Raw genomic sequence first — 21,544 nt, 5'->3', positions numbered from 1 at the left:
CAACCTGGGCTGACCTGGACTGAAGGCTGTGAAGGGAGAAACAGCGTGAACTGGATGGACCGCCTGAACGAGCGCGCCGGCTTGATGGGCAGAATGCTCGACACCATCGGTGCCATGGAAAAAATTCCGACGGGGATCAGATCGGATGCCGAGTTGCGGTCGGCTGCCCTGAGATGCATCAACTGTGGCAATGCCGAAGCCTGCAAGAAATGGCTCGAAGCGCATCCGGACGGGGCGCAGAGTCCCATGAAGAATTGTCCGAACGCCGAGCTTTTCGACAGCTGGCTGCAAGACTGACCCAGTTTCAGGTCCGCTTGCGCTGCCTGCGCAGCCAGAACATCGCGCCACCCAACGCCGCGCCCCCGACAAATCGAAACGGGAACATTGCCAGCGCGCCCGCGTCCTGCGAGATCGGTTGCGGTATCTGAAGCATGCCGACTGCAGCTTCGAGCATGAGGGAAAGCGCAGCAGCTGCGAAGCCGACGATCCAGAGCTTTTGAAGCGTGTCAGCACGCCAGCCCAAGTAACCGCCGATCAGCAGCGCAAACGGATTCAAAAGTCCCGAAAGTCCGAGAAGATCTATCCAAGTATCAGAAAGCAGGTTCATTCCCCTCTCATAGCGGCACGTCCGTCGAATGGCGAGACCTTTCGTGACGCAATTCAGAGGCTGTCCGATTATTTTTTTCTATCCGGTCAAATATTTCTTTGAAATACTGGCGATTTTACCAATCAATTCGATGATAAATGATATTTTCTCGTAACATGAACGATCATTCATGTGTGTTTTTCGCTATTTTACTTTTAAATTTGTTGTGATATACTATTAGGGAACATAAGTTAAATTTCCGAGATCTCTCGGAAATCCATTCTATTTGCACACCATTTAATCATGTCTTTAGCCTCAGCTGCCCCTACTGACGATCCAACCATCGAAGCTCTGGGAAAATCCGACCGGCGGCTTGGTATCATCTGCCACAATTGCGGGCGGTTCAGGTACATGAACGGGTCCCGGTTCTCACAGGAACAGAAAGTCTCGGCTCTCAGTGAAACGCTTGTGTGTTCGTCCTGCAGGTCGCGGGACGTGAAGGCGATTGCCGTCTCACGCAACCCGGAGAACGGGTACTGGCCCGCGGAAAGCAGCTGACTTTTGCGGCAATTTCGCAACAGGTGGCCAGAACAGTCTTCCGTTTCCTTCCAATGCGCTGACAGAGATTGATCGCGCTCCCTCGCCGTGATACGCGGACCATCCGATAGCGAGGTTTTATGTCCGGACAACTGGAGTCCCGATAAGTCCCGGCTAAATGAAAGCCGGACAGTGCATACCGGCGTTGCGTGCGACTGGCCGCAGCGACCGTAGACCTGCATCGATTTCTCAGGCACTTCAAAAATGGACATATCAAAAGCCGAACAGCGGGTTCTTCACCTGCTGGCGCAAGGTGGCTGCATAATCGTCGAGAAAGACGAAGATGGCCGCATCATCAATCAGGAAACCATTACGCGTGACGGATGGTACTGGGGCGGATGCTCGCTGAGACTGTTTCGAAAACTCAGGTACAAACGATTGATCGCCTCAAAAAACAGCGGTCCGTACCGGATTACCCAGCTCGGACTGAAACGCGTCCGTCCCCAACTGGACAACAGATGATACCGGGCTGGCTGTCTTGAACCCGAAAGATGCGCACCGGTTTTTCCGGAGCGCATCTTTTTTCGCCGCGTTTCGCGCATCTCTTCTCTGCCCCTCCTGCAAACGGGGCATGGACGGCGGTGTAGCCGCACCGCAAGGTGCATGGGGCAGAGTTGGTACATTTGAGACTATTCCCTGCTGCCACGGGGAAACCCGTGACATGCGTTCGATCGGGATGGCTAGCCCCCCTCGTCTGCGCTTGCAATGTCGGGAAGGTCGCCGAGCAGATACCTGGGGCCGCGCCCATGGCGCGCCGCCGCGTCGCCCGCGTTGTAGAGCCGGCAGGACTTCATGGACAGGCATCCGCAACCGATGCAGGCATCCAGTTTGTCGCGCAGCGCGGTCATTCTCTCGATCCGGTCGTCCAGGTGTTTCCGGAATTCCCTGCTCATTCTGCTCCAGTCCGCCTTGTTCGGTGCCCTGCCCTCCGGCAGTTGCGCGAGCCGGGTGGCGATCTCCGAGATCGTGAAACCGAACTCCTGGGCGACGAGCGCGAACGAAAGACGACGGATGTCCGCACGCAGAAACCGTCGCTGGCCACCGCTGTTCCTGACGGGATGAACGAGTCCCTTTTCCTCGTAGAAGCGGATCGCCGACACTGACAGGCCAGTCCTGTCCGCAAGCTCGCCGATCGAGAGAAGATCCGTCCCCTTCATAACCTTATTCAAATAAATTCCTTTTTACTCTTGACCTCAAGTTTACTTGAGGAATTATCTCATGTGTCCACGAGGAGTCAAACCCCGAAAGGACAACACCATGAGCACTGCCTTCCTGGAACATGTCAACGTGACGGTCACCGATCCGGCGGCGACTGCAAAGCGGCTGGAGCAATGGTTCGGCTGGAAGATAAGATGGCAGGGAGCCGCCATAAACGGGGGCGTGACCTACCATATCGGCAACGAGACAAGCTATGTCGCGGCCTACTCTCCGTCCACTGACACAACACCCGTGAACGGCGAAAGCTACAGCCATCACGGCGGCCTGAATCATATCGCGGTGGTTGTCGACGATCTCGACGCGACAGAGGCGCGGATCAAGGCCGGTGGCTACGAAACACACAACCACCAGGACTACGAGCCCGGCCGGCGTTTTTATTTCGACGATGACGACGGCATCGAGTTCGAAGTGGTGAGCTACAAGTGACCGGGCTGGCCGGGTTCGGGGAAACTTGCTTCCGCAACCCGGTCCACCTTTGTCCGGTTGACCCCGAAACTGGTTTCTTGATGAGACCTCAGGTCAACTGACGTGTCATTCCGGCTGAAGCGCAGCGGAAGGCCGGAACCAAGTAAACTCTTGTTCCGCGTCTTCGTTTGGTCGCTCTCCCCACGGGTTACCGGGTCACGGGCTTGCCGCCTGCGCGGCAAACCGGGATGACAAATCCGGGGATGAATTCCGTATCCTGACCTGGAGACGGACGGACGCGGGCCGCTGTTCCAGCGACAAAGGTCGATCGTGCTTTCCAAACAGGACGGCGATGGGTTCGGACATACCCTTGAAAACCATTGAGAACCGGGCCCCTGTTGCGCCCCGGCCAGTAAAATGCGGTGAGGGTTGCACGGCCCTATTTTGGCACTTTCTTCTGAGACACTCCCTCATTGGGTAGAATTTCCAATGTCCAAATGGCCCAATACGGGCATCGAAGGACAGGGGGAAACCAACGGGAGGGACGCATGAAGCTGGTGCGAAACGAAGACATCGCCTGGGCCAACGGCCCCGGATACAGGAAGAAGATCCTGCTGCGGGACACGGACATCAACATGGACGGCGGCCTTGTCCAGATTGTCGAAATTCCGCCGCACACTCTGGTGAATGAGCATTTTCACAAGTCGTGTACGGAGGTGTTTCACGTCCTGTCCGGCAAGGGAACCTTCCGGATCGAAGGCCGGGAGTTCAACCTTGAACCGGGCCAGACCCTGACCTGCGAACCGCTCGAGGTGCACAGCACCGAGAACCCTCACGATTTTCCATTCACTTATGTCGTTTTCAAAACCAACGTCGTCGACAACGATATTTTCTGGTGCGATCGACCGGCGCTCTAGGGTACGGACCCATAAATGAAGAGAATTTGGTTTGGATCGTTTTGACCAACTGCGAGGAGCGAAAGCGCAGGAAATGTGGTTCATTTTCAAGCCTTTCGCGACGCAGCAGATGGCCAAAACGGCCAAATCCGAAGGACGGCAAAATGGCTTCACCTCGCAGCGTCACCGCGCTTGACCGGGCATAAAGCCCGCTCTGCACACGCTTCCTCGCGAGGTTTTGCCATTTCTGCCGCCAAATCGGCTTCATTTATGGGTCCGTACCCTAGGTTACGAACTCACGCGGGAAGACCGCGCGCCCTCAGCGCGTAGCCGCACAACGTGTGCCCAGGCTCGGGTGAGCGTCAGTGTCCGGTCAGCACGAGCGCCGTGATCGGGTATCTGAGCGCCTGCCCGCGGATCATGATTGCATGGACAATGCCGACCGTGTCGATGACGTGGAGGAACACGAATTCTCCCGTCCCGAGGTTTTCGTCGGAAGTCAGCCTGTCATGATTGCTGGTATAGGCATTGACCGAACAGCTGGCTCCGGGAGGAAGCTCGTCGAGGCCGCCTTCGTACAACGGCTCAAGGATCGCCGTGACGGTTCCCTGTTTCGTTGCAGCCTGCGACGTATCGAACAGCTGGCTGCCGGCGGTCACCTGACCGGATGCAATCACGTTCTGAACGTCCGTTACGACGAGGGGAATGATCGTAAATGGCACAGAGGGGCAGAAGGCTTCCGCGACCATCCCCGGCTTCATCACCTGCGCTTCGATCTGACTGAACCCCGCAACAATGCGCTCCTGCTGCGAATCCGCCGGGATCAGCACACCTGCCGGGCGCATCAGCGGATTGACGATATCGCCCGGTCTGAGAACGAACTGGCTCACCGTGCCGTCGACACCCGCATAGACGGTCATCTTCGACAGCTCGACTTCCGCTTCCTGCAGCCTTGCCCGCGCGCTTTCCAGGCTTGCCGGCAGGGCAACATTGATCTTCGTTTCTACAAGCTCCTTGTTGGCCTGCGCGGCGGCGAGCGCACCTTGCCTGGAATCCACCGTTGTCTGCAATTTCTCTATGTCGCGCTCACTGACGACATTGGCATTGCGTTCAAACAGTTCCTGCTTGGTGTCGAGTTCATCCTGTGCCTGTTTCAAGGCAGCTTCCGCCTGCTCGACCTGCGCGCTGGCGACGGCAAGTTCGCCCTGCGCGAGCGCGATTTCACCCTCGATTTCGGCAACCTGCTGCTTCGCGGTGGTGACGTCGGCTTCCTGGCGGCTGCTGTCCAGCTTGAACAGCGCATCGCCCGCCTTCACCTCCGTATCGAGCGACAAGGGAACGAACACTTCAGCCACCCGCCCCGAGCCTTCCGGCAGGATCGGCAGGACACGGAACGTAGACACCGCGCTCGTGGAAGAGGGATGGAAATAGAAGATGAGCGTGATCAGCGAAATCGTCAGCATCAGGCAGGAGACGATGCCGTAGCGCAATTCGTACCAGACGGAATAAAGCGTGATCTCGTGGCCGATCCGTTTGCCCTGGACGTATCTGCGGAAGAGATAGTCCGGCAGGATCGTGATCATGGAACAGAACAGGGTCTCAAACATGTGTCCGGTCCCCCTCGACTTTTTCGCCGGTGCGGGTTTCGGAGGCCGGGCTCTCCGCGCCACCCTCCTGTGGCGGACCGGCTGTCGCCTGCTCCTCCCCGGCGTCGGCACTCAACGTCTCCTGTGCCTCCAGGTAGGCATCGGCTGATACTTCGCCTTTACCATCGAACTTTTTCGCGATCCGGTTGGCAGAATTGGCAATCGTGTCCAGGGGCGACATGAAATCAGGCAATTGAATGAACGCCAGCACCAGGGCGGCAACCCAGAAGATCTGGTTATGCGTGAACAGCGCAAGAAGCCCCAGAACCGCGACCAGCTCGAACTGAATTCGTCCGTGTTTGTGGGCCAGCCGTTCGGGCAGGGAATGCAGGTAGAGATAGAAGGTGCCCAGCAGCAGAATGATCACGATCAGCGCGATCAGCACCGTCAGCATCATCTGGTCGCTGCCGTCTGCCTTGGGAATGAAAAAAGGCAAATGATGAGGCGCCAGCTCGTGCATTTTCTCAGTCATTTTCAAATCCGTAAATCAACAGGTCCGCACAACCTGTTCCACTATCAACGCTGCGTCAAACGAAAAGAATGGCAGTCGCGAGGACTGGACGGGCGTGCCGGTCGGGCGGGCCGAAGCGGCGCGCAGACGCCGATATCCGCGCTGGACGCGGTGGCGATGGTGCGGAAATCGCAGTCTTCAGCGGGGCGCCATCCGGATGGCGCCATCAAGCCTGATCGTCTCGCCGTTCAGCATGTCGTTCTCGCAGATTGCGCGGACGAGACCTGCATATTCGTGCGCTTTTCCGAGGCGCGAAGGAAATGGTACCTGCTGGCCAAGCGATTCCTGCACTTCCGGCGAAAGGCCCAGCAGCATGGGTGTCTCGAATATGCCCGGCGCGATCGTCATGACCCGGATCCCCGACTTCGACAGGTCGCGCGCCACGGGAAGTGTCATGCCGGCGACACCTGCCTTTGATGCGGCATAGGCAACCTGTCCGATCTGTCCGTCGAAGGCTGCGACGGAGGCGGTGGACACGATGACGCCGCGCCCGCCGTCGGGGGTCACGGGCGCAAGTTCAGCCATCCCTGTCGCTGCAATCGCGATGCATCTGAAGGAGCCGACCAGATTGACCGCGATCACCTTCTCGAACATGTCCATCGGGTGCGGCTCTCCGCGCGAGGTGGTTTTTGCAACCGGTGCAATGCCCGCGCAGTTGACAAGGATCCGCTCCTGGCCATGAGACTTTCTCGCGAGTTCGAAACCTGCTTCCACGCTGGACTGACTGGTGACGTCGACATCGGCGAAGACCCCGCCGATCTCGAAGGCGGTTTCACGTCCCTGCTCCGCATTGAGGTCGAAAATCGTGACCTTGACGCCCTCCTGAGCCAGCATTCTTGCGGTGGCGGCTCCCAGACCCGATGCGCCGCCGGTGACGATTGCCGAAAGTGTGGAATCCAGTATCAAGCGCCTATCCTTTGCTTTATATATCTGTTTTTATTATATTTTTTTATTTCCTTTGACGAAAACGTCAATTTTCGGAATTAAACTCGCTCAGAAGAGCCCGAGCGTCAAGCCCAATCTCGGTCAAACTGTCACGTGGAACTTTCAAACCAGCAGAGGCATTTTTTGAGGCCACACTATAGATCGGCAAGGACGACCAGATCGACCGGCTGGCTCATGCCGGGCACGCTCATGCATGGCCTGACCTCCAACAGGGTGGCCGGGTAGCCCTGCCTGAGCGCAAGGTCCCATGTGGGCTGGTCTGTCAGCGACGCCGATTTCTGGGCCTTGTTGGCGTCCTCCAGCTTCGCGGCGCGGTTGACCGCATCCCCGATCACCGTGAATTCCAGCCGGTTCTTCGATCCGATGACACCGACCGTGACTGTTCCTGCAGCCGCGGCCGTTCCTATCTTCAGTTCTCCGGGCCAACCGGCATCGCGGAACCGCTGCTGCGCTTCGGCAACGCTGCCGACAAGTTTTTCCGCCGCCCTGAGCGCGTCCGCGGCATAGGTCTCCGACGGGTGAACAGCGCCGAAGGTCGCCAGGATCCCGTCGCCCAGAAACTTGTCCACCCGGCCGCCTTCCTGATTGATCACTTCAACGGCAATGTTCTGATATTCGGCCAGAACAGCCAAAACGACTTCAGGCGGGAGCGTTGCAGACGTGGACGTGAAGGAGCGGATGTCGGCGTAAAGGATCGCGGCCTCACGCAAGCTGCCCTCACCGGCCTCCAGAGACGTGTCCGCGTCGGTGATCGAGGCGGCAACCTCCGGCGCAAAGAAGCGGCGCAGGTCTTTCGCCGCTGCCTGTCCGCGCGTTGCCTCGAACAGCATCGAGCGGCCACGGTAGAGGGCGACCGACAGGATGATGGTAACGGCAAAGATCACCATCGTCTTGTCAAGCTCGGCACCGATCAGGATGGAGTTGCCGGTCAGGTATTCAACATAGTTCCGCGTGACGCGCATGGAATCCATGTCGGCAAAAGCGGCGTAGAAGACCAGTCCCAGCCAGCCGGCAACGGCGACAAGCCCTGTCGTCAGAACGAAACGCGGGTCGAACCTGAGCGCGCGCAGCCCGATGAAGATAAACACGTACATCAGCGTCGGTGCTTTGAGATAAAACGCCGGATGCTGGTCGTACTGGATGTGAAACGAAAATATCAGTCCGACGAGAAGCGCCATGTCGACGCCGATCGATATCAGGAGATACCACTGCGGCAATTCGAACCTGTATGACAATGCGAGACGCAGCACCGTAAACAGGAAGTAGGCGCCGAGCGCGACCGGCACGAAGTTGAAGCCGGCGGTTCCCTCGGCTCGCGGGGCGAGCGCGTAGAGCACCGAAAAAAACAGGACCAGCCCGAGCTGCACCCAACTTATCAGGCGCTCCGACGATGCTTCCCGCGCCCTGATCTCCAGACGGACCCTTTCGGGCATGCCTGTCTCAGGAGGTCCGCCCTGAACGATGTAGCGAAGTGATTGCGAAAGTGAACTCATGTCGATCCAGCTTCAAAAACAGACCGGAGTGTCCACTTTCGGCGCGGATTTCGCAACAAGGGACGCGTGAATGTGACCGACCGTGATGCCGCACCTCAAAAATCTCCCAAATGCCGCAGTTGCTCCACCTTCTGCACGAGCTCACTTTGCCGCCGGCACCCGGACTTGGACAGCGCGGACTTGATCTGGTTGCGAACGGTGTGAATGCTGACCTGCCTTTGTTCCGCAACCTCCGCCGGCGTGAACCCCTCGGGGAGCATCACCACCGACTGGGCTTCGGCATGGCTGAGCGACAACGACTTTCGCAGCGCTTCGACCACAGAGAGCTGGCAACCTGCAGGCTTGAGCGCCAGGAGTGTCGCGGCCATGCCGCCATTCAGGAAAGCCCCGAAGGGAGACTGATCGAGATCTCCAAGGCGCATTCCGATCGTCCGGCAAATCCACTCCCTACCGGCAAGATCGGAAAGCGCGATGTTTGCGAACCGCTGCGGATTTCCCGCTGTCTGTTTTCCCGTCGCATTCTTCAGACGCTCGTGAACATCACGCGATGAAAAATTCAGTCGCCTGAACATGTCGCTCCGGACAAGACTGCCTGAGGCCAGCAAGCGCTGCGCTTCGGGACAGGCATAGTGGAGCACCCAGTCGGCGTCGACAACGAGCAGCGCGGTCCCCGCGCCGAGAAGATGCCGTTCCGATGCCCATTTCTCAAACTTCAACCCGTTGATCATGCGATTGATTTCAAGCGACTGCCGGATGGCCGGGGCTAGTGCGACGCAAAGATCCAGCCAGTCGTCTTCGTGGCCTTCCTTGTCCTTCGCGCGCATGTTGCCGCCGATCAGAAACATGCGGCTTGTGTCATATGCCAGCATGGAACCGCCGCCGGCGCAAAGATCCTCAAGGGGGTGGAGTATGTCGGCGTAAAATTGCGTTTGCTTGAGCTGCTCGGGCGCGCATAGTTCATGCGACGTGATGGCCTCTCCGATACCGCATTTCCGAAAATTTGCCGCATACGGGTTCTTGTCCGCGAAATGCTCCTCGTAGAGCGTCAGGATCGACGGATCGTATCCGGAGGAACAGGCCAGTGGCGCTGCGTTGGTCATCTGGTCGTAGCCGATAAGCTGGGTGCAGACACGTGTCCTCAAGGCCCCGGACATGGCGGCGAGAAACGCCTCCCAAAGGGCCGGATCCATGGCGGCCGCCATTGCCAGGTTGGACAATTCAATGATTTTCTTTGAAGTTACGACCACGCTTCCCCCATTGGTGGTATCGATAACGTTTTTGCCTAGCCTACCTCTGCAACCATGTCACAACTCAAAATTACAGGCTGATATAGTCCATATGGACCATGCGTTTAATACTTAGGTCTAGTAAACAGATGTTGATCGTGTTGTTCGGTTTCAGGCAGCGTGAATTTTGCTGTCGTTACCGTAATTCGTTTGCAACATGGGAATTCCCGCATTCCCGCAATCGGCGAGCGGTCAATTTTTAAAGCAGTGTTGTTTTTTTGGGCGGCCATTTTGGGCCGCCGTTTTTTTTAATACGGCCCATGTTCGCGAGCCGCGTTCACGACATTCCAAAAGCAAAAGCGGCTCCCGAACGGGAACCGCCTTGAACCTGGTTTGCGTCAGACTGCCGTCAGGCTTTCAGGCGCCTGCGCGCCACAGCAAATAAGCCGATGCCGCTGAGCAGAAGCACGCCGCCGGCCGGAAGCGGAACGTTGGTCGGCGGATCGAAATGAACCGTCACGCTTTTCAGCTTCCAGAAGTCGTACTCCTTCTTTTTGAAGGAATCGAAAGCGCCAAACATGAAGAGCGAACTCGTGACACTACCGAAGGCAGAGAACGGGTTCGAATCCTGCCGGTAGCTCAGAAAATCGCCGTCTCCGTATGCGCCATCGCCGCTCAGGTCATATCCCCAGCGGAAGTCGTCCCGGTCACCGAAAAAGCTGAAGGAAACCGAGGACATGGCGACGTCGACGGCTTTGCCGTTGTAGGAGAACGACGCCGTTATGAAATCGCTCCAGCCGCTGCTGTCCACCTGGTGGCTGTTGTCGCCGGGGCTGTTGGTTACGCTGGCGCCGCCGTAGTACCGGCCGATGCGCGCGTCATTGGTGGCATTCAACGTGTTGTTCGGGCCGCCGATCGTATAGCCATTCACGTTGTTGTTGACGATGTTCCGGCCGCTTCCGGAAGCATCCAGATCATTGGTGAACGCGCCCGCCGTAAAGGTCCCTGTCAGGCCGTTGACGGTGAGCGAGAACGATTTGGAGAGATTGGCATGGTTGGTTGAATCGCCAGGATGTTTCCAAAGATTGAAAGTCGCCGGCGCAGCAGTGGCAGCGCTCATGCTCGCAATTAGCAGCACGCCGCCCAGTCCCAGTTTTTGCATTGTCTTCCTCAAAAATTTTCTTCTAAGCACCTTACGCGATTAACACATTGTTAAAATTACCACAAGTCAATGTTAACCATTTTGCCAGTCACCTCTGCGAGATTGCCGCAGGATTGCGACATCCCCTGCACAGGCCGACCAAAAACGTATTGCAGGGCAAGATCTTGCTCAGATTGGCGCAAGCGCAGCAGGCGGCATCGCTGGATCCAGGTACGGACCCATTAATGAGGCTGTACCTAGGGTCTCAGAACCATGCCCTCGCTGGCGACCAGCGTGCCGGGATACGCCGCCTGTGCGGCCAGCCCGATCTCGTCAAGTTCATCGTCGGAACGGCGCGGATCGTGATGGAACAGCACCGGTGTCCTGACATTGCCGACACGGGCGAGCTGCACGGCCTTCTGCCAGGTGGAATGACCCCACCCCTTGAAACTCTCGTATTCGTCGTCGGTGAACATGGCGTCGTAAATCATGATGTCGGCACCCTGCACGAATCCGGGAAGGACGTCGTCCACTTCGGGATCGCCATGTTCGTGATCGGTGATGATGCAGATGGATTTGCCGTGATAGTCGAACCGGTAACCGCAAGCGCCTCCGGGGTGGTTGAGGCGTGTCGTGCGGATGACGAGATCGTCGTCGCGCGGAATATTGTCTCCGGCGGTGAAGGACCTGAATTCCACTGCTTTCAGCGTCTTGGCCGCAACCGGAAATATCGGTGGAGACATGATGCGGCTGACAATGTCGACAAGCTTTGTACCGTCCTGAAAGTGCCCGGCCCAGGCCGTAACTTCGAAATTCGGATCATAAGCCGGCTTGAAGAACGGCAAACCGCAAATGTGGTCGAGATGCGTATGCGTGAACAGAAGATCGAACTTGCGCGCTTTCGCCTTGCAAAGTTCCATGCCGAAATTGCGGGCACCGGACCCGCAATCGACCAGGATCAGCGCGTCCCCGGCACGGATTTCAAAGCAGGAGGTTTCTCCCCCGTATCGCAGCGTGCTTGACCCCGGTGTGGGTGTCGACCCTCTGACGCCCCAGCAGCGGAGTAAAAAATCTTCTGCCACGTTTCACTCCCTAACCACCGGAAGCCCCCCGGCGGGCATCTGCAAGATCGCGGGTTGTCCGCTCAAGCCTCAATGCCAATGTTCGCATGACTTCCAATGAAATATCCGGAAATTCTTTCAATAGTTTCAAGAAATCATCCTTGGAGACTGTCAACACATCCATGTTGTTGGCGGCGACCAGCGTTGCCGTCCGTGGAACGTCACACAGGATCGCAATTTCGCCGACGATCGAATTTTCCGCAACCTGAGCGACCTTCTTCTCGCCCTCCGGCGTATCAACAAGAACATCCGCGGCACCGGACAGAATGATAAAGGCGCAATCGCCTTCCTCTCCCTGGGAACAGAGGCGTTCACCTGACGTATATTCGGTCCGTTCGCTTATGAAAGCCAGAAGACGCAACTTGGTTTCATCAATGCCATGAAACAAGGGTACCTTTCGAAGGGCTTCAACTTCTGTTTCTAGCGTCATCGCTTGCTCCCGCCTTCATTGTTGTTCCCGCTTATTCTTTTGTTGGCATGCAATCGGATGCTGCGGTTTCCATGCCTTCCCACATAAAACGGCATTTTTCTACCCTTTATCCGAAATCCGGCCCTGATCCAAAACGAAGCGCCGGTCGAACTCAGCTGCAATTTCCGCATTCGCAGTGCCATACAGGAAGGTTTTTCCGGAGAGGAAGTCCCGCAGGGCATCACGCAACGTCTTGTCCTCCTCGGTCAATCCGGTCGCAATATCATCCAAGATCGTAATCTTTGCGTTCTTCAAGAGACCGCGCACCAACGCGATCCGGCGACGCTGGTTGGCCGAAAGGCGCGAACCGGACACGCCGACATGATATCCGAACCCGGCATAGATGATCGGATGCCGCAGCCCGGTTTCCTCGACAATCGTCCGGATGACGTCGTCGATCCGGCGGCGGGCATCGCGCCGGTCGACACGCGCGCGCCCGAACAACAGGTTGTCTTCAATGGTCAATGGCGGCAGATAGACATCCGGATCGAACGCCACGAAACTGTCGCTGCCGCTGACGACGCCATCCAGGAATTTCTTGCGGGCCGCAATGACCTCATCGCGAAGTTCGTCGGTCATGACGCCTAGGCGATGCCGGGCCGGAACGAGCTTGAAGGCAAGTCCTGTCAGTTTCATGCGGTCGGCATCGGACAATCCGGGCCGTTGCTGTTCCGATTTCGCGATACGGACTATGCGTTCAAATTCCGGCAGGTCGTCCTGATTGATGAAGGAGTAGGATCCCAGCAAGCCGCTGTCGCCCGAAACGTTGGCGAACAGTTCGAGCATGGTCTCGGCGATCTTGAGACCGATCTCCTGCAGTTTCTTGTCGAAGCCCGTCTCGGACAGGAACTTCTTGACCTCTTCGAGTTCCGGCACCTGATCCATGGTTATGTCCGGATCGGACGGCACGGCGAAGAACAGATTTTCCGCCAGGCTCGCGCTCGCGTTGAAACTGTCCGCGTGCCAAAGCTCGACCAGCCCGGCGAGTTTGGGCTCGTTGGCAATCCGTCCGGCGAGGCTCTTGCGGACGTTGAGAATTTTCTCGGCAAACGCGTCGTTCATGGACGGATCCAACCGCGACTGAAGACCCAGGCGGTAGATGTCATTGTCGAGCCGGACCGTCTCAAGCAGGGCAAGCGCCTTTTCGTCGAGTTCCTCGTCGTTGCTGACCCCAGCGGCATCGAAGTCGTTCCAGTCCGCCGCCAGGTCATAAACCGGGTTCATGGTCTGGTTCGCCTCGTTCACGCGGCGTTTGTATTTCTTCTCCTCGTCGCTGTCCCGGTCCGGCGGTATCAACGGACGGTGGCGCAGGCCATAATAGAGATTGTCCCTGATCGTTCCGGTCCAGACATGAACGGCGCCTCCGACATAGGCGATTTCGCGCCCGAGCGTGCTGTCGTTCAACTTGTCCAGATCGTGATCGCCGATCAGCACCTTGCCCGACGCGGCGGACACCAGACCCGCAGCCAGCTGGAGCACCTCGGATCGGCCGGACCCGTCCGGCCCCACGATCGCGCACTCGCTTTGCGCCGGCACGGTCAGCGAGATGTCCATCACTTCCTGGCCGGCCGCGCCTCCCGAAAAGCTGACGCGCTCAAACTTCACGTCACCGTCGAGCCTGACATCGTCGTCTGCGGTCAGCCGTTCGGTGTCGTAGATGTCCGGCGGGTCGAAATTCTCGACAACGGTCTGGTACTTGACGCTGACATCCGCGGTCATCTGGTAGAAGGACAGAAGCAGCTTCCAGGGACCGGCAAGATCCTTGTAGGCCGCGATGACGGCGAGCAGCGCGCCGATGCTGAGATTGCCCTGGATGACCAGATACCCGCCGATCAGGTAGAAAAAGAACGGCGTCAGCTGGTTCATGAAATTGTTCAGGAACTTGATGAGGAACTTCCGGTTGAAGATCTCGTAACGGATCTTGAAGTTCTCATAGAGACGGTCGGAAATGTCCGCCGAATGCCAGGCTGCGGCGTCATTGGCGTGTATCTCCGCAACGCCGGTAATACTCTCGCCCACCTTGTCGGCGATGACACGTACGTTCTTGACCCGCTTGCGCGACAGAAGAATGACCTTCTTCTGCAGCATCGGGATGACGTAGCCCTGGATCGGGTAGGAACTGACGGCTGCAAGACCGAGCAGCGGATCCTGCATGAAGATGAACCCGAGCTGGACGATCAGCATGCCGCCCTGATAGGCCGGAAGCGCGAATGCCTCGCCGATATAACCGCCCACATCCTCGACCTCGGAAGTGATCATCGGGATGATCTCACCCGAACTCACTTTCCGGAAATGCGGCAGGCGAAACCTCAGAACACGCTGAAAAAGCTCAAAGCGCAGCCTGCGCAGCATCCGCTCGCCCAGCCGCCCCTTGTAGACGTTGAGGTAGAACTTGAGCCCGTTCGAAACCACGACGAGCCCGAGAAAGGTAAAGCAGAGCAGGACCAGGTACGGGATCTGATCGAAGTCGAAACCAAATACGTTGCGCGGGAAATTGTCTCCCTGAACCGCATCGTTGACGATCAGCTTAGGTAATTCTAGCAGGAAATAGACCACCGGATACGTAAGTACGGTGACCATGAGGATAAATATCTGCTGGCGAGCACTGTACTTCCAAATGAATCCAAATAGGCTTTTTTCCATTCGCTCGTCCAAACACTTATGGATCAATTATGTTCATTGTGATCATATTGGTATATTAGCGACCCAAGATCGATGCGCCAGCCAGGATTAGCATTTGCCACAAGCAGTTTAAATCCGTCCGATGCCGAAAATCTCATGTTCGTGAACATCCGGACGTGACAACAGTTGATGATATGAGACATAAGCTCCCAGGGGCAGCATTACAAATCAGGGGCAGTATGAGTTCCAAGACGCCGAAAATTCTGATCTACAGCCACGACTCGTTCGGACTGGGTCACCTGAGACGATGCCGCGCGATCGCGCATTCCCTCGTTGGAGATTTCGACACCCTGTCCGTTCTGATCCTGTCCGGGTCACCGATCATCGGAAGTTTCGAGTTTCGCTCACGCGTCGACTTTGTCCGGATTCCCGGCGTGATCAAGCTGCGGAACGGCGAATACACCCCGCTCTCGCTCCATATCAATATCGACCAGACGCTCGCCATCCGGTCGTCAATCATCGAGCACACGGCGAAGGTCTTCGAGCCGGATATCTTCATCGTCGACAAGGAACCGCTGGGTCTGCGGGGCGAGGTTCTGGGAACGCTCGAAGCGCTGAAGCACACCGACACGCGGCTTGTGCTGGGGCTCAGGGACGTGATGGACGATACCCAGGTCCTGAAGGAAGAGTGGGACCGCAAGAATGTCTATCCCGCGCTCCGGGATCTTTATGACGAAATCTGGGTCTACGGCCCGAAGGACATCTGCGATCCGCTCGAAGGTATCGACGTTCCCGACAGCGTCACCGAGAAACTCAGATACACGGGATATCTCAGGCGCGAGCTGTCGACCTCCTCGCTGGAGCAGCCCGTCGCGGCGCCTTTCGGAGAAGAGCCCTATGTGCTGGTCACCCCCGGCGGCGGCGGGGACGGTGTCGAGATGGTCGACTGGGTCATGCGCGCCTACGAAACGCGTCAGCGCCCGCTCTTTCCGGCACTGATCGTACTCGGCCCGTTCATGCCTGCGGCGGCGGCGACGCAGTTCAGCGAGCGCGCCGAACACCTGCGCGACGTCGAGATCATCCGGTTCACGCCCCAGATCGAACCCTACCTGGCAAACGCGACAGCCATCGTCGGCATGGGCGGATACAACACATTTTGCGAAATCCTTTCCTTCGATAAACCGACCCTGATGGTCCCGCGTGTTCTTCCGAGGCGGGAACAGGCAATCCGCGCGGAACGCGCGGAACAGGGCGGCCTGCTCAAGGTGCTGCCGATCGACCGCTATCCGGATTCCGATCTGATGGCCAAGGCCCTGTCCGACCTGCCCTCGCTCAAGCCGCCCTCGTCGGCCAATGTCGACCGGCTCCTGGACGGACTGGATGTCATCTCCGCGCGCGTTGGCGAGATCTTTGACATGAACCACGCTGCGGACGCGCGGAAGCTGGTCAACTTCTAGAACGCCGCGCCCACCACACCTGGAAACTACCGCACATGTCCCGTATCGCCGTCGTGGTCAAAGGCTATCCGCGTCTGTCCGAAACCTTTATCGCCCAGGAAATGCTCGGCCTGGAACGCCGCGGGATCGAGTTGCTGATCGTTGCCCTCCGGAAGCCTTACGATCCTTACATCCACGAACTGCACCGGCAGATCTCGGCGGAGATCCTGTACTTGCCGGAATATGTCAAAGACGATCCGGCGCGGGTTGCCCGCGCCAAGAACTGGGCCCGCAAACAACCGACATTTGAGGCCGCGAAGAACCTCTTCGAAACCGACTTCCGGAGGCAGCCGAATGCCGACCGCCGGCGCCGCTGGGCACAGGGATGTGTCTTTGCGCATGAATTGCCGGACGATGTCAGCTGGATCTACACCCACTATCTCCATACGCCCTGCTCCGCGGCACGCTACGCGGCACATCTGTCCGGCCGCAAATGGTCCTTCTCCGCCCATGCAAAGGACATCTGGACAAGCCCGGAATGGGATTTGAGGACCAAGATCAACGACGCGGACTGGGGTGTCACGTGCACGCGTGTCAATGCGGACCACCTGAGCGCGCTCGCTGACGATCCCGGCAAGGTCGAGCTGCTTTATCACGGTCTTGATTTCTCGGGTTTTCCGACACCGCAAGAGCCGTATCCGATGCGCGCGGGCGACGCGGAACCGGTTCAACTGGTGTCGGTCGGACGCGCGGTTGAAAAGAAAGGCTATGACGACCTGCTCCAGGCCCTTGCCGGGCTGCCGCAAGAGCTGAACTGGCGGTTCACGCATATCGGCGGCGGAGAGCTCTCCGAAAGCCTGAAATCGGCGGCTCAATCCCTGGGACTGGCTGACCGGATAACCTGGCGGGGGGCGCAGCCGCGCGAAGAGGTGATCGCGACCTGCCGGCGTTCCGATCTCTTCATCCTTCCCTCGAAGCTAGCCAGGAGCGGCGACCGCGACGGGCTGCCGAACGTCCTGATGGAAGCCCAGTCGATGGGACTGTGCTGCCTGTCGACCCGGGTTTCCGCGATCCCGGAATTGATCGTCGAGGACGAGACAGGCGTCCTGGTTGATCCGGGCGCACCCGGGCAATTGTCCGCAGCGCTGGAAAAACTGATCCGAAACCCGCAACTGCGCCGCGACCTCGGTCTTGCGGCGGCACAGCGCGTCCGGTCACATTTTTCGACAGATCCGGGTCTTGACCGGCTGGCTGCAAAGTTTCGTAAAGTGGTGTGACGACAAACGCCGGGCCGACCTGAATGAAAATCGCCTTCACAGCACCGATGAAGCCGTTGGATCACCCGGTGCCGTCAGGCGACCGGACAATGGGACGGCTCATCGTCAAGGCACTTGAAAGCAGGGGCCACGATCTTCGCATCGCAAGCACGTTCCGGTCCTGGCGCAAGGACGGCGCAGACGCCATCCAGGCACAGGTCCGGTGCGAAGCACTTAAGGAAGCCGACCGCATTTCATCCGAGTGGGAAGCAGCGGGCTACCGGCCGGACGTTTTTCTGACCTATCACCTCTACCATAAGGCACCTGACTGGATCGGACCGGCCTTGAGCGACCGCTTCGACCTGCCCTATGCCGTCGTGGAGGCAAGCCGTGCCCCGAAACGGCAGACCGGCAACTGGGCGCTCGGCTTCGCGGCCGCAGATCAGGCGCTCAAGCGGGCGGACGCGGTGGCCGCAATCCACAATGCGGACCTGGGATGCCTGGAGCCGGTCGTTTCCCCAGGGAGGCTGCAGGTTCTGCTGCCATTCCTCGATGCCACCCCGTTTCAGGCGGCGTCCGAAACCGGCCGTCCTCCGGCTTCGCCACCGCTAAAGCTTCTTGCTGTCGGCATGATGCGCGAAGGAGACAAGCAACGCTCGTTCGAAGTGCTCGCCGAAGCGCTTGATGACGTCGCTGCCCTGCCCTGGCGCCTGACACTGGTCGGCGACGGTCCGGCCAGGGATCACGTCCTCGGTCTGTTTCCCGCGGACAGGACAACCTGGCTCGGCGCCCTGCCGCCGGACCGGCTTCCGGCAGAATACGCCGCGCATGACCTGCTCGTCTGGCCCGCCATTCGCGAAGCCTTCGGCCTTGCCCTTCTGGAGGCTCAGGCCAGCGGCACAGGTGTGATCGCGGGTGATACGTTCGGGGTTCCCGATATCGTCCGCAACGGGGAAACGGGACTTCTGTCGGCGGAGGGTGACGCGGCTGCCTTTGCTGCAAATCTCAGGCGCGCGATCGAAGACCCCGCCCTGGCGGACCGCCTGGGCCATACGGCAAGCGTGCATATTGCAGACAACCACACGCTTGCCGCCGGGGCGGCCAGACTGGATGCCCTGCTGCAGCGGGCCATCGACAATCATCTGCAAAGGGCATCGAAACGGTGACGCCAAAGGCCTTCATTCACGTGCAACACCTGCTGGGGACCGGACATGTCGTGCGTGCGGCCGCCATCGGCCGGGCCTTGGCGGACAGAGGTGTCGAGGTCACGCTGGCAAGCGGCAACACGATACCGCCGACACTTGACACGTCGGCGCTCAACGTCGTGGAGCTGCCTGCCTGCAAAAGCCCGGATGCTGCATTCAAGCGCCTTGTCACCCTGGATGGAGAAGACATTGACGAACAATGGAAATCCGGCCGGGTTAAAGCATCGATTCAAGCGTTTGACACGGCCGAATTCAACCTGCTGCTCACCGAGACCTATCCGTTCGGACGCCGCCAGCTCGACTTTGAACTGACGCCGCTTCTCAGCCACGCCAGGGCAAAAAAGCGGCCGCCGGTGATCGCCACATCCATCCGCGACATTCTGGTGCGCAAGAAGGAATTGTGGAAGGAACAGTGGATGGCGGATCAGGCGCTGACATACTATGACCGTGTGCTTATCCACGCCGATCCGGACTTCGTTCGACTTGGCGACAGTTTTCCCTTTGCCGACAAGGTCGAGCATCTGGTCCGCTACACCGGATATGTCGGCGGCGACAAGCGCGCGCCCGCCAGGAACGCGGATGGAGAAGATGAAGTCATTGTGTCCTGCGGCGGCGGTGCCGTGGCCGAGGGCCTGCTGTCAGCCGCCCTTGTCGCCAGGCCGCTTTCGCGCAGGGCGGAAGACACCACCTGGCGCATCCTGATCGGGCATGACGTCCCGGAGGACGCCTATCAGGAATACCGGCGCCGGGCTCCGGACGGCATCCTCGTGGAACGCGCCCGGCGGGACTTTCCCGAACTCCTGAAGCGCGCGCGCCTGTCTGTCAGCCAGGCGGGATACAACACCGTTCTGGACGTCCTGATTGCAGATGTCGCCGCCGTCTTCGTTCCCTTTTCGCAGGAGAACGAAACGGAACAGACCCAGAGGGCGCATGCTCTTGAACGCCACGGCCGCGCGGTCGTCGTGGAGGAAAGCCTCCTGTCTCCCGAACGCCTTGCAGCCGCGATTGACGACGCACTGGCGCTTGCGCATCATCCGCACAAGGTTCTCCTGGGCGGCGCGGATCGAAGCGCGGACATCCTGATCCGGGACATCAACGACAACCGGCGCGGATCGGCTTCTTGACCTCGTCCATTGCCGGAGGAAATGCCCATGGAACTGCGACATTTCAAAGCCATGAACAAAGTTCATGACACCTCCGGATATGTTACGGCCCTCGAAGCCTTCGACAGCATTCCCCAGCTTCGGGAACTCAAGGTGCTGGCCCGTCAACGCGGCGGGATCGTGCCCGGCGGCTCCGTACTGGATATCGGCTGCGGTTTCGGACTGGAAACGTTGCGCCTTGCCAATGAGATCGGCCCATCGGGAATGGTTTCCGGCGTCGATATCAGCCCGGACTTCATCGCCGAGGCCCGCAGCCGCGCCGAACAGGCAGAGGCCGCGATCGACTACCGCGTCGGCGATGCGCATGATCTTCCCTTTGCAGCCGCCTCCTTCGACAGCGTGCGGGCCGAGCGCATGCTCATCTACCTGAAAGACGTTTCCGGTGCGCTTGCCGAGATGAAGCGGGTTCTGAAACCGGGAGGCCGCCTCGCCCTGATCGAACCGGACTTTTCGACGAACACGATCAATATCGGCAACCGCCGGCTGATGCGGCGGATCGTGGATCACGAGACAGCCGTCGCCGTCGAACAGAGCTGGCTGCCCGGCCCGCTTGCGGTTGCTCTTTCCGGTATCGGTTTCAACGACATCGAGATCGCAACGCGGGTGCTGATCTTTCCGCAGGAGCTTGGCGCAACCTATTTCAAGAGCATCGGCGTTCATGCACAGGAAGCCGGCGTGATTTCCGGCGTGGAGCTGACGGAATGGCAGGACGATATTGACAGGCTGAGAGACAAGGACCAAGTGTTCGCCACGATCGGCTATTTTCTTTTCACCGCAACCGCCCCCTGACCGCACCGTGATCCCAGACAACCGCACCACCGACTTTCAGGTATTCCGTGACGAACTCGTCCGTCACCTCGACTGGTTTGCAGATCGCGGGCGCAAGGTCTCGTTCTGGTGGCGCGATGACGATGCGATCGAACCCAGTCCGGCCCTCGACAGGATGCTTGCGCTTGCCAATGAACACCGGGTCGATCTTGCCCTTGCGGTCATTCCGAAGGACGCAACGGAAGCGCTCGCCCGGCGCCTTGCCGAAGAACCGCATGCCGTCGTGCTGCAGCACGGCTGGCAGCACAAGAATTTCCAGCTCAAGGCAAAGGGCGAAAAGGCTGCCGAGCTGGGCTCGCGCCGGGACCCCGACGAGCTCATGGACCAGTTGCAGGCAGGAAAGGCGCGGCTCGAAACGCTTTTCGGCGACAAATTCATTCCCGCCATCGTGCCGCCCTGGAACCGGATCGCTCCGGAGATTTCAAGACGCCTGCCCGGTCTCGGTCTTCCCGGCCTGTCCACCTTCACCTTTCACAATTTCCCGCGCGATCATCAGGTCCAGTCGCATATCGACATCCTGAAGTGGAAGAAACCGGTCCGTTTCATCGGCTGGGAATGCGCGCGCCTGCGCTTCGACCTGCAGCTGACCCGGCGGCGCAACACGGGCGGAGAACCGCTCGGTCTCCTGAGCCATCACCTCGCCCATGACGAGCCGAGTTTCGAGTTCCTGGAAAAGTTCCTCGCCATCGCCGCTCATCACGAGGGCGCAGACTGGCCGTCCGTGAAGGCATTGTTCGGCTGAGTGACGGGCCGGGTCCGGTGGTAACGGGTTCCGGATCC

General features: G+C 58.9%; 23 protein-coding genes. 12 read left to right on the top strand and 11 right to left on the bottom strand.

Annotated features, from left to right (window positions below; all coding sequences use genetic code 11):
• Positions 1–54 precede the first annotated feature (54 nt).
• Complete coding sequence (locus tag ACO07N_RS17730) at positions 55–297, top strand: DUF6455 family protein (RefSeq protein ID WP_421984447.1); 243 nt, start codon at positions 55–57, stop codon at positions 295–297.
• 7 nt (positions 298–304) lie between these two features.
• Here ACO07N_RS17730 and ACO07N_RS17725 read toward each other — a convergent pair whose 3' ends face one another.
• Positions 305–607 (bottom strand): phosphatidylglycerophosphatase, encoded by a 303-nt coding sequence (locus ACO07N_RS17725; RefSeq protein WP_421982292.1) that lies wholly within the window; start codon positions 605–607, stop codon positions 305–307.
• A 282-nt stretch (positions 608–889) separates the two neighbouring features.
• On the opposite strand from ACO07N_RS17725, the gene ACO07N_RS17720 reads away from it, so the two are divergent.
• Both ACO07N_RS17720 and ACO07N_RS17715 read left to right on the top strand, forming a co-directional pair.
• The gene (locus ACO07N_RS17720) at positions 890–1,144 is read left to right on the top strand and encodes a hypothetical protein (RefSeq protein ID WP_421982291.1); all 255 of its coding nucleotides are present in this window, start codon (positions 890–892) and stop codon (positions 1,142–1,144) included.
• Between the two features lie 243 nt (positions 1,145–1,387).
• The gene (locus ACO07N_RS17715; protein ID WP_421982290.1) at positions 1,388–1,645 is read left to right on the top strand and encodes a YjhX family toxin; all 258 of its coding nucleotides are present in this window, start codon (positions 1,388–1,390) and stop codon (positions 1,643–1,645) included.
• A gap of 218 nt (positions 1,646–1,863) precedes the next feature.
• Here the strand turns inward: ACO07N_RS17715 and soxR are convergent, their stop codons facing one another.
• Positions 1,864–2,340, bottom strand: a complete 477-nt coding sequence (gene soxR, locus ACO07N_RS17710) for a redox-sensitive transcriptional activator SoxR (protein ID WP_421984446.1) — start codon at positions 2,338–2,340, stop codon at positions 1,864–1,866.
• 100 nt (positions 2,341–2,440) lie between these two features.
• On the opposite strand from soxR, the gene ACO07N_RS17705 reads away from it, so the two are divergent.
• From ACO07N_RS17705 to ACO07N_RS17695, 3 genes are all read left to right on the top strand, one after another.
• Positions 2,441–2,827, top strand: coding sequence for a VOC family protein (locus ACO07N_RS17705; protein WP_421982289.1), 387 nt, complete (start codon positions 2,441–2,443; stop codon positions 2,825–2,827).
• Between the two features lie 527 nt (positions 2,828–3,354).
• Positions 3,355–3,723 carry a cupin domain-containing protein gene (locus tag ACO07N_RS17700; protein WP_421982288.1) on the top strand — a complete coding sequence of 123 codons (369 nt, stop codon included), beginning with the start codon at positions 3,355–3,357 and terminating at the stop codon, positions 3,721–3,723.
• A gap of 31 nt (positions 3,724–3,754) precedes the next feature.
• The gene (locus tag ACO07N_RS17695; protein ID WP_319385646.1) at positions 3,755–3,898 is read left to right on the top strand and encodes a hypothetical protein; all 144 of its coding nucleotides are present in this window, start codon (positions 3,755–3,757) and stop codon (positions 3,896–3,898) included.
• A gap of 166 nt (positions 3,899–4,064) precedes the next feature.
• Here ACO07N_RS17695 and ACO07N_RS17690 read toward each other — a convergent pair whose 3' ends face one another.
• From ACO07N_RS17690 to ACO07N_RS17650, 9 genes are all read right to left on the bottom strand, one after another.
• Positions 4,065–5,309, bottom strand: a complete 1,245-nt coding sequence (locus ACO07N_RS17690) for an HlyD family secretion protein (RefSeq protein WP_421982287.1) — start codon at positions 5,307–5,309, stop codon at positions 4,065–4,067.
• On the bottom strand, positions 5,302–5,820 hold the full coding sequence (locus tag ACO07N_RS17685) for a hypothetical protein (RefSeq protein ID WP_421982286.1): 519 nt from the start codon (positions 5,818–5,820) through the stop codon (positions 5,302–5,304). The genes ACO07N_RS17690 and ACO07N_RS17685 overlap by 8 nt, the downstream gene beginning before the upstream one ends.
• Before the next feature lie 177 nt (positions 5,821–5,997).
• Positions 5,998–6,765: an SDR family NAD(P)-dependent oxidoreductase gene (locus ACO07N_RS17680; protein ID WP_421982285.1), complete on the bottom strand. Its 768-nt coding sequence runs from the start codon at positions 6,763–6,765 to the stop codon at positions 5,998–6,000.
• Between the two features lie 173 nt (positions 6,766–6,938).
• Positions 6,939–8,237, bottom strand: coding sequence for an adenylate/guanylate cyclase domain-containing protein (locus tag ACO07N_RS17675; protein WP_421982284.1), 1,299 nt, complete (start codon positions 8,235–8,237; stop codon positions 6,939–6,941).
• A gap of 155 nt (positions 8,238–8,392) precedes the next feature.
• Positions 8,393–9,544: a helix-turn-helix transcriptional regulator gene (locus ACO07N_RS17670; protein ID WP_421982283.1), complete on the bottom strand. Its 1,152-nt coding sequence runs from the start codon at positions 9,542–9,544 to the stop codon at positions 8,393–8,395.
• A gap of 388 nt (positions 9,545–9,932) precedes the next feature.
• Positions 9,933–10,685: a VPLPA-CTERM sorting domain-containing protein gene (locus ACO07N_RS17665; RefSeq protein ID WP_421982282.1), complete on the bottom strand. Its 753-nt coding sequence runs from the start codon at positions 10,683–10,685 to the stop codon at positions 9,933–9,935.
• Positions 10,686–10,921: 236 nt separating this feature from the next.
• Positions 10,922–11,746, bottom strand: coding sequence for an MBL fold metallo-hydrolase (locus tag ACO07N_RS17660; RefSeq protein ID WP_421982281.1), 825 nt, complete (start codon positions 11,744–11,746; stop codon positions 10,922–10,924).
• Positions 11,747–11,756: 10 nt separating this feature from the next.
• Positions 11,757–12,215 (bottom strand): cyclic nucleotide-binding domain-containing protein, encoded by a 459-nt coding sequence (locus ACO07N_RS17655; RefSeq protein WP_421982280.1) that lies wholly within the window; start codon positions 12,213–12,215, stop codon positions 11,757–11,759.
• A gap of 99 nt (positions 12,216–12,314) precedes the next feature.
• Positions 12,315–14,834, bottom strand: coding sequence for an ABC transporter transmembrane domain-containing protein (locus tag ACO07N_RS17650; protein WP_421982279.1), 2,520 nt, complete (start codon positions 14,832–14,834; stop codon positions 12,315–12,317).
• Positions 14,835–15,115: 281 nt separating this feature from the next.
• Between ACO07N_RS17650 and ACO07N_RS17645 the strand changes: the two genes are divergently transcribed.
• From ACO07N_RS17645 to ACO07N_RS17620, 6 genes are read left to right on the top strand one after another with little or no spacing between them, the layout of a single operon-like run.
• Positions 15,116–16,333, top strand: coding sequence for a glycosyltransferase family protein (locus ACO07N_RS17645; protein WP_421982278.1), 1,218 nt, complete (start codon positions 15,116–15,118; stop codon positions 16,331–16,333).
• A 35-nt stretch (positions 16,334–16,368) separates the two neighbouring features.
• Complete coding sequence (locus tag ACO07N_RS17640; RefSeq protein WP_421982277.1) at positions 16,369–17,589, top strand: glycosyltransferase family 4 protein; 1,221 nt, start codon at positions 16,369–16,371, stop codon at positions 17,587–17,589.
• A gap of 23 nt (positions 17,590–17,612) precedes the next feature.
• A complete protein-coding gene (locus tag ACO07N_RS17635) occupies positions 17,613–18,734 on the top strand; it encodes a glycosyltransferase family 4 protein (protein ID WP_421982276.1) in 1,122 nt (373 codons plus the stop codon).
• Positions 18,731–19,897 (top strand): glycosyltransferase family protein, encoded by a 1,167-nt coding sequence (locus tag ACO07N_RS17630; RefSeq protein ID WP_421982275.1) that lies wholly within the window; start codon positions 18,731–18,733, stop codon positions 19,895–19,897. Before ACO07N_RS17635 ends, ACO07N_RS17630 begins: the two co-directional genes overlap by 4 nt.
• Positions 19,898–19,924: 27 nt before the next feature.
• Entirely contained in the window at positions 19,925–20,725 is an 801-nt protein-coding gene (locus ACO07N_RS17625) for a methyltransferase domain-containing protein (RefSeq protein WP_421982274.1), read from the top strand.
• 7 nt (positions 20,726–20,732) lie between these two features.
• Positions 20,733–21,506 (top strand): polysaccharide deacetylase family protein, encoded by a 774-nt coding sequence (locus ACO07N_RS17620; protein WP_421982273.1) that lies wholly within the window; start codon positions 20,733–20,735, stop codon positions 21,504–21,506.
• Positions 21,507–21,544: the final 38 nt, after the last annotated feature.

The organism is Roseibium sp. (assembly GCF_965229775.1).
In the GTDB taxonomy this organism is placed as follows: Bacteria; Pseudomonadota; Alphaproteobacteria; order Rhizobiales; family Stappiaceae; genus Roseibium.
Note: the sequence above shows the minus strand (reverse complement) of the source record. Positions and strands in the feature narration are given on the sequence as shown.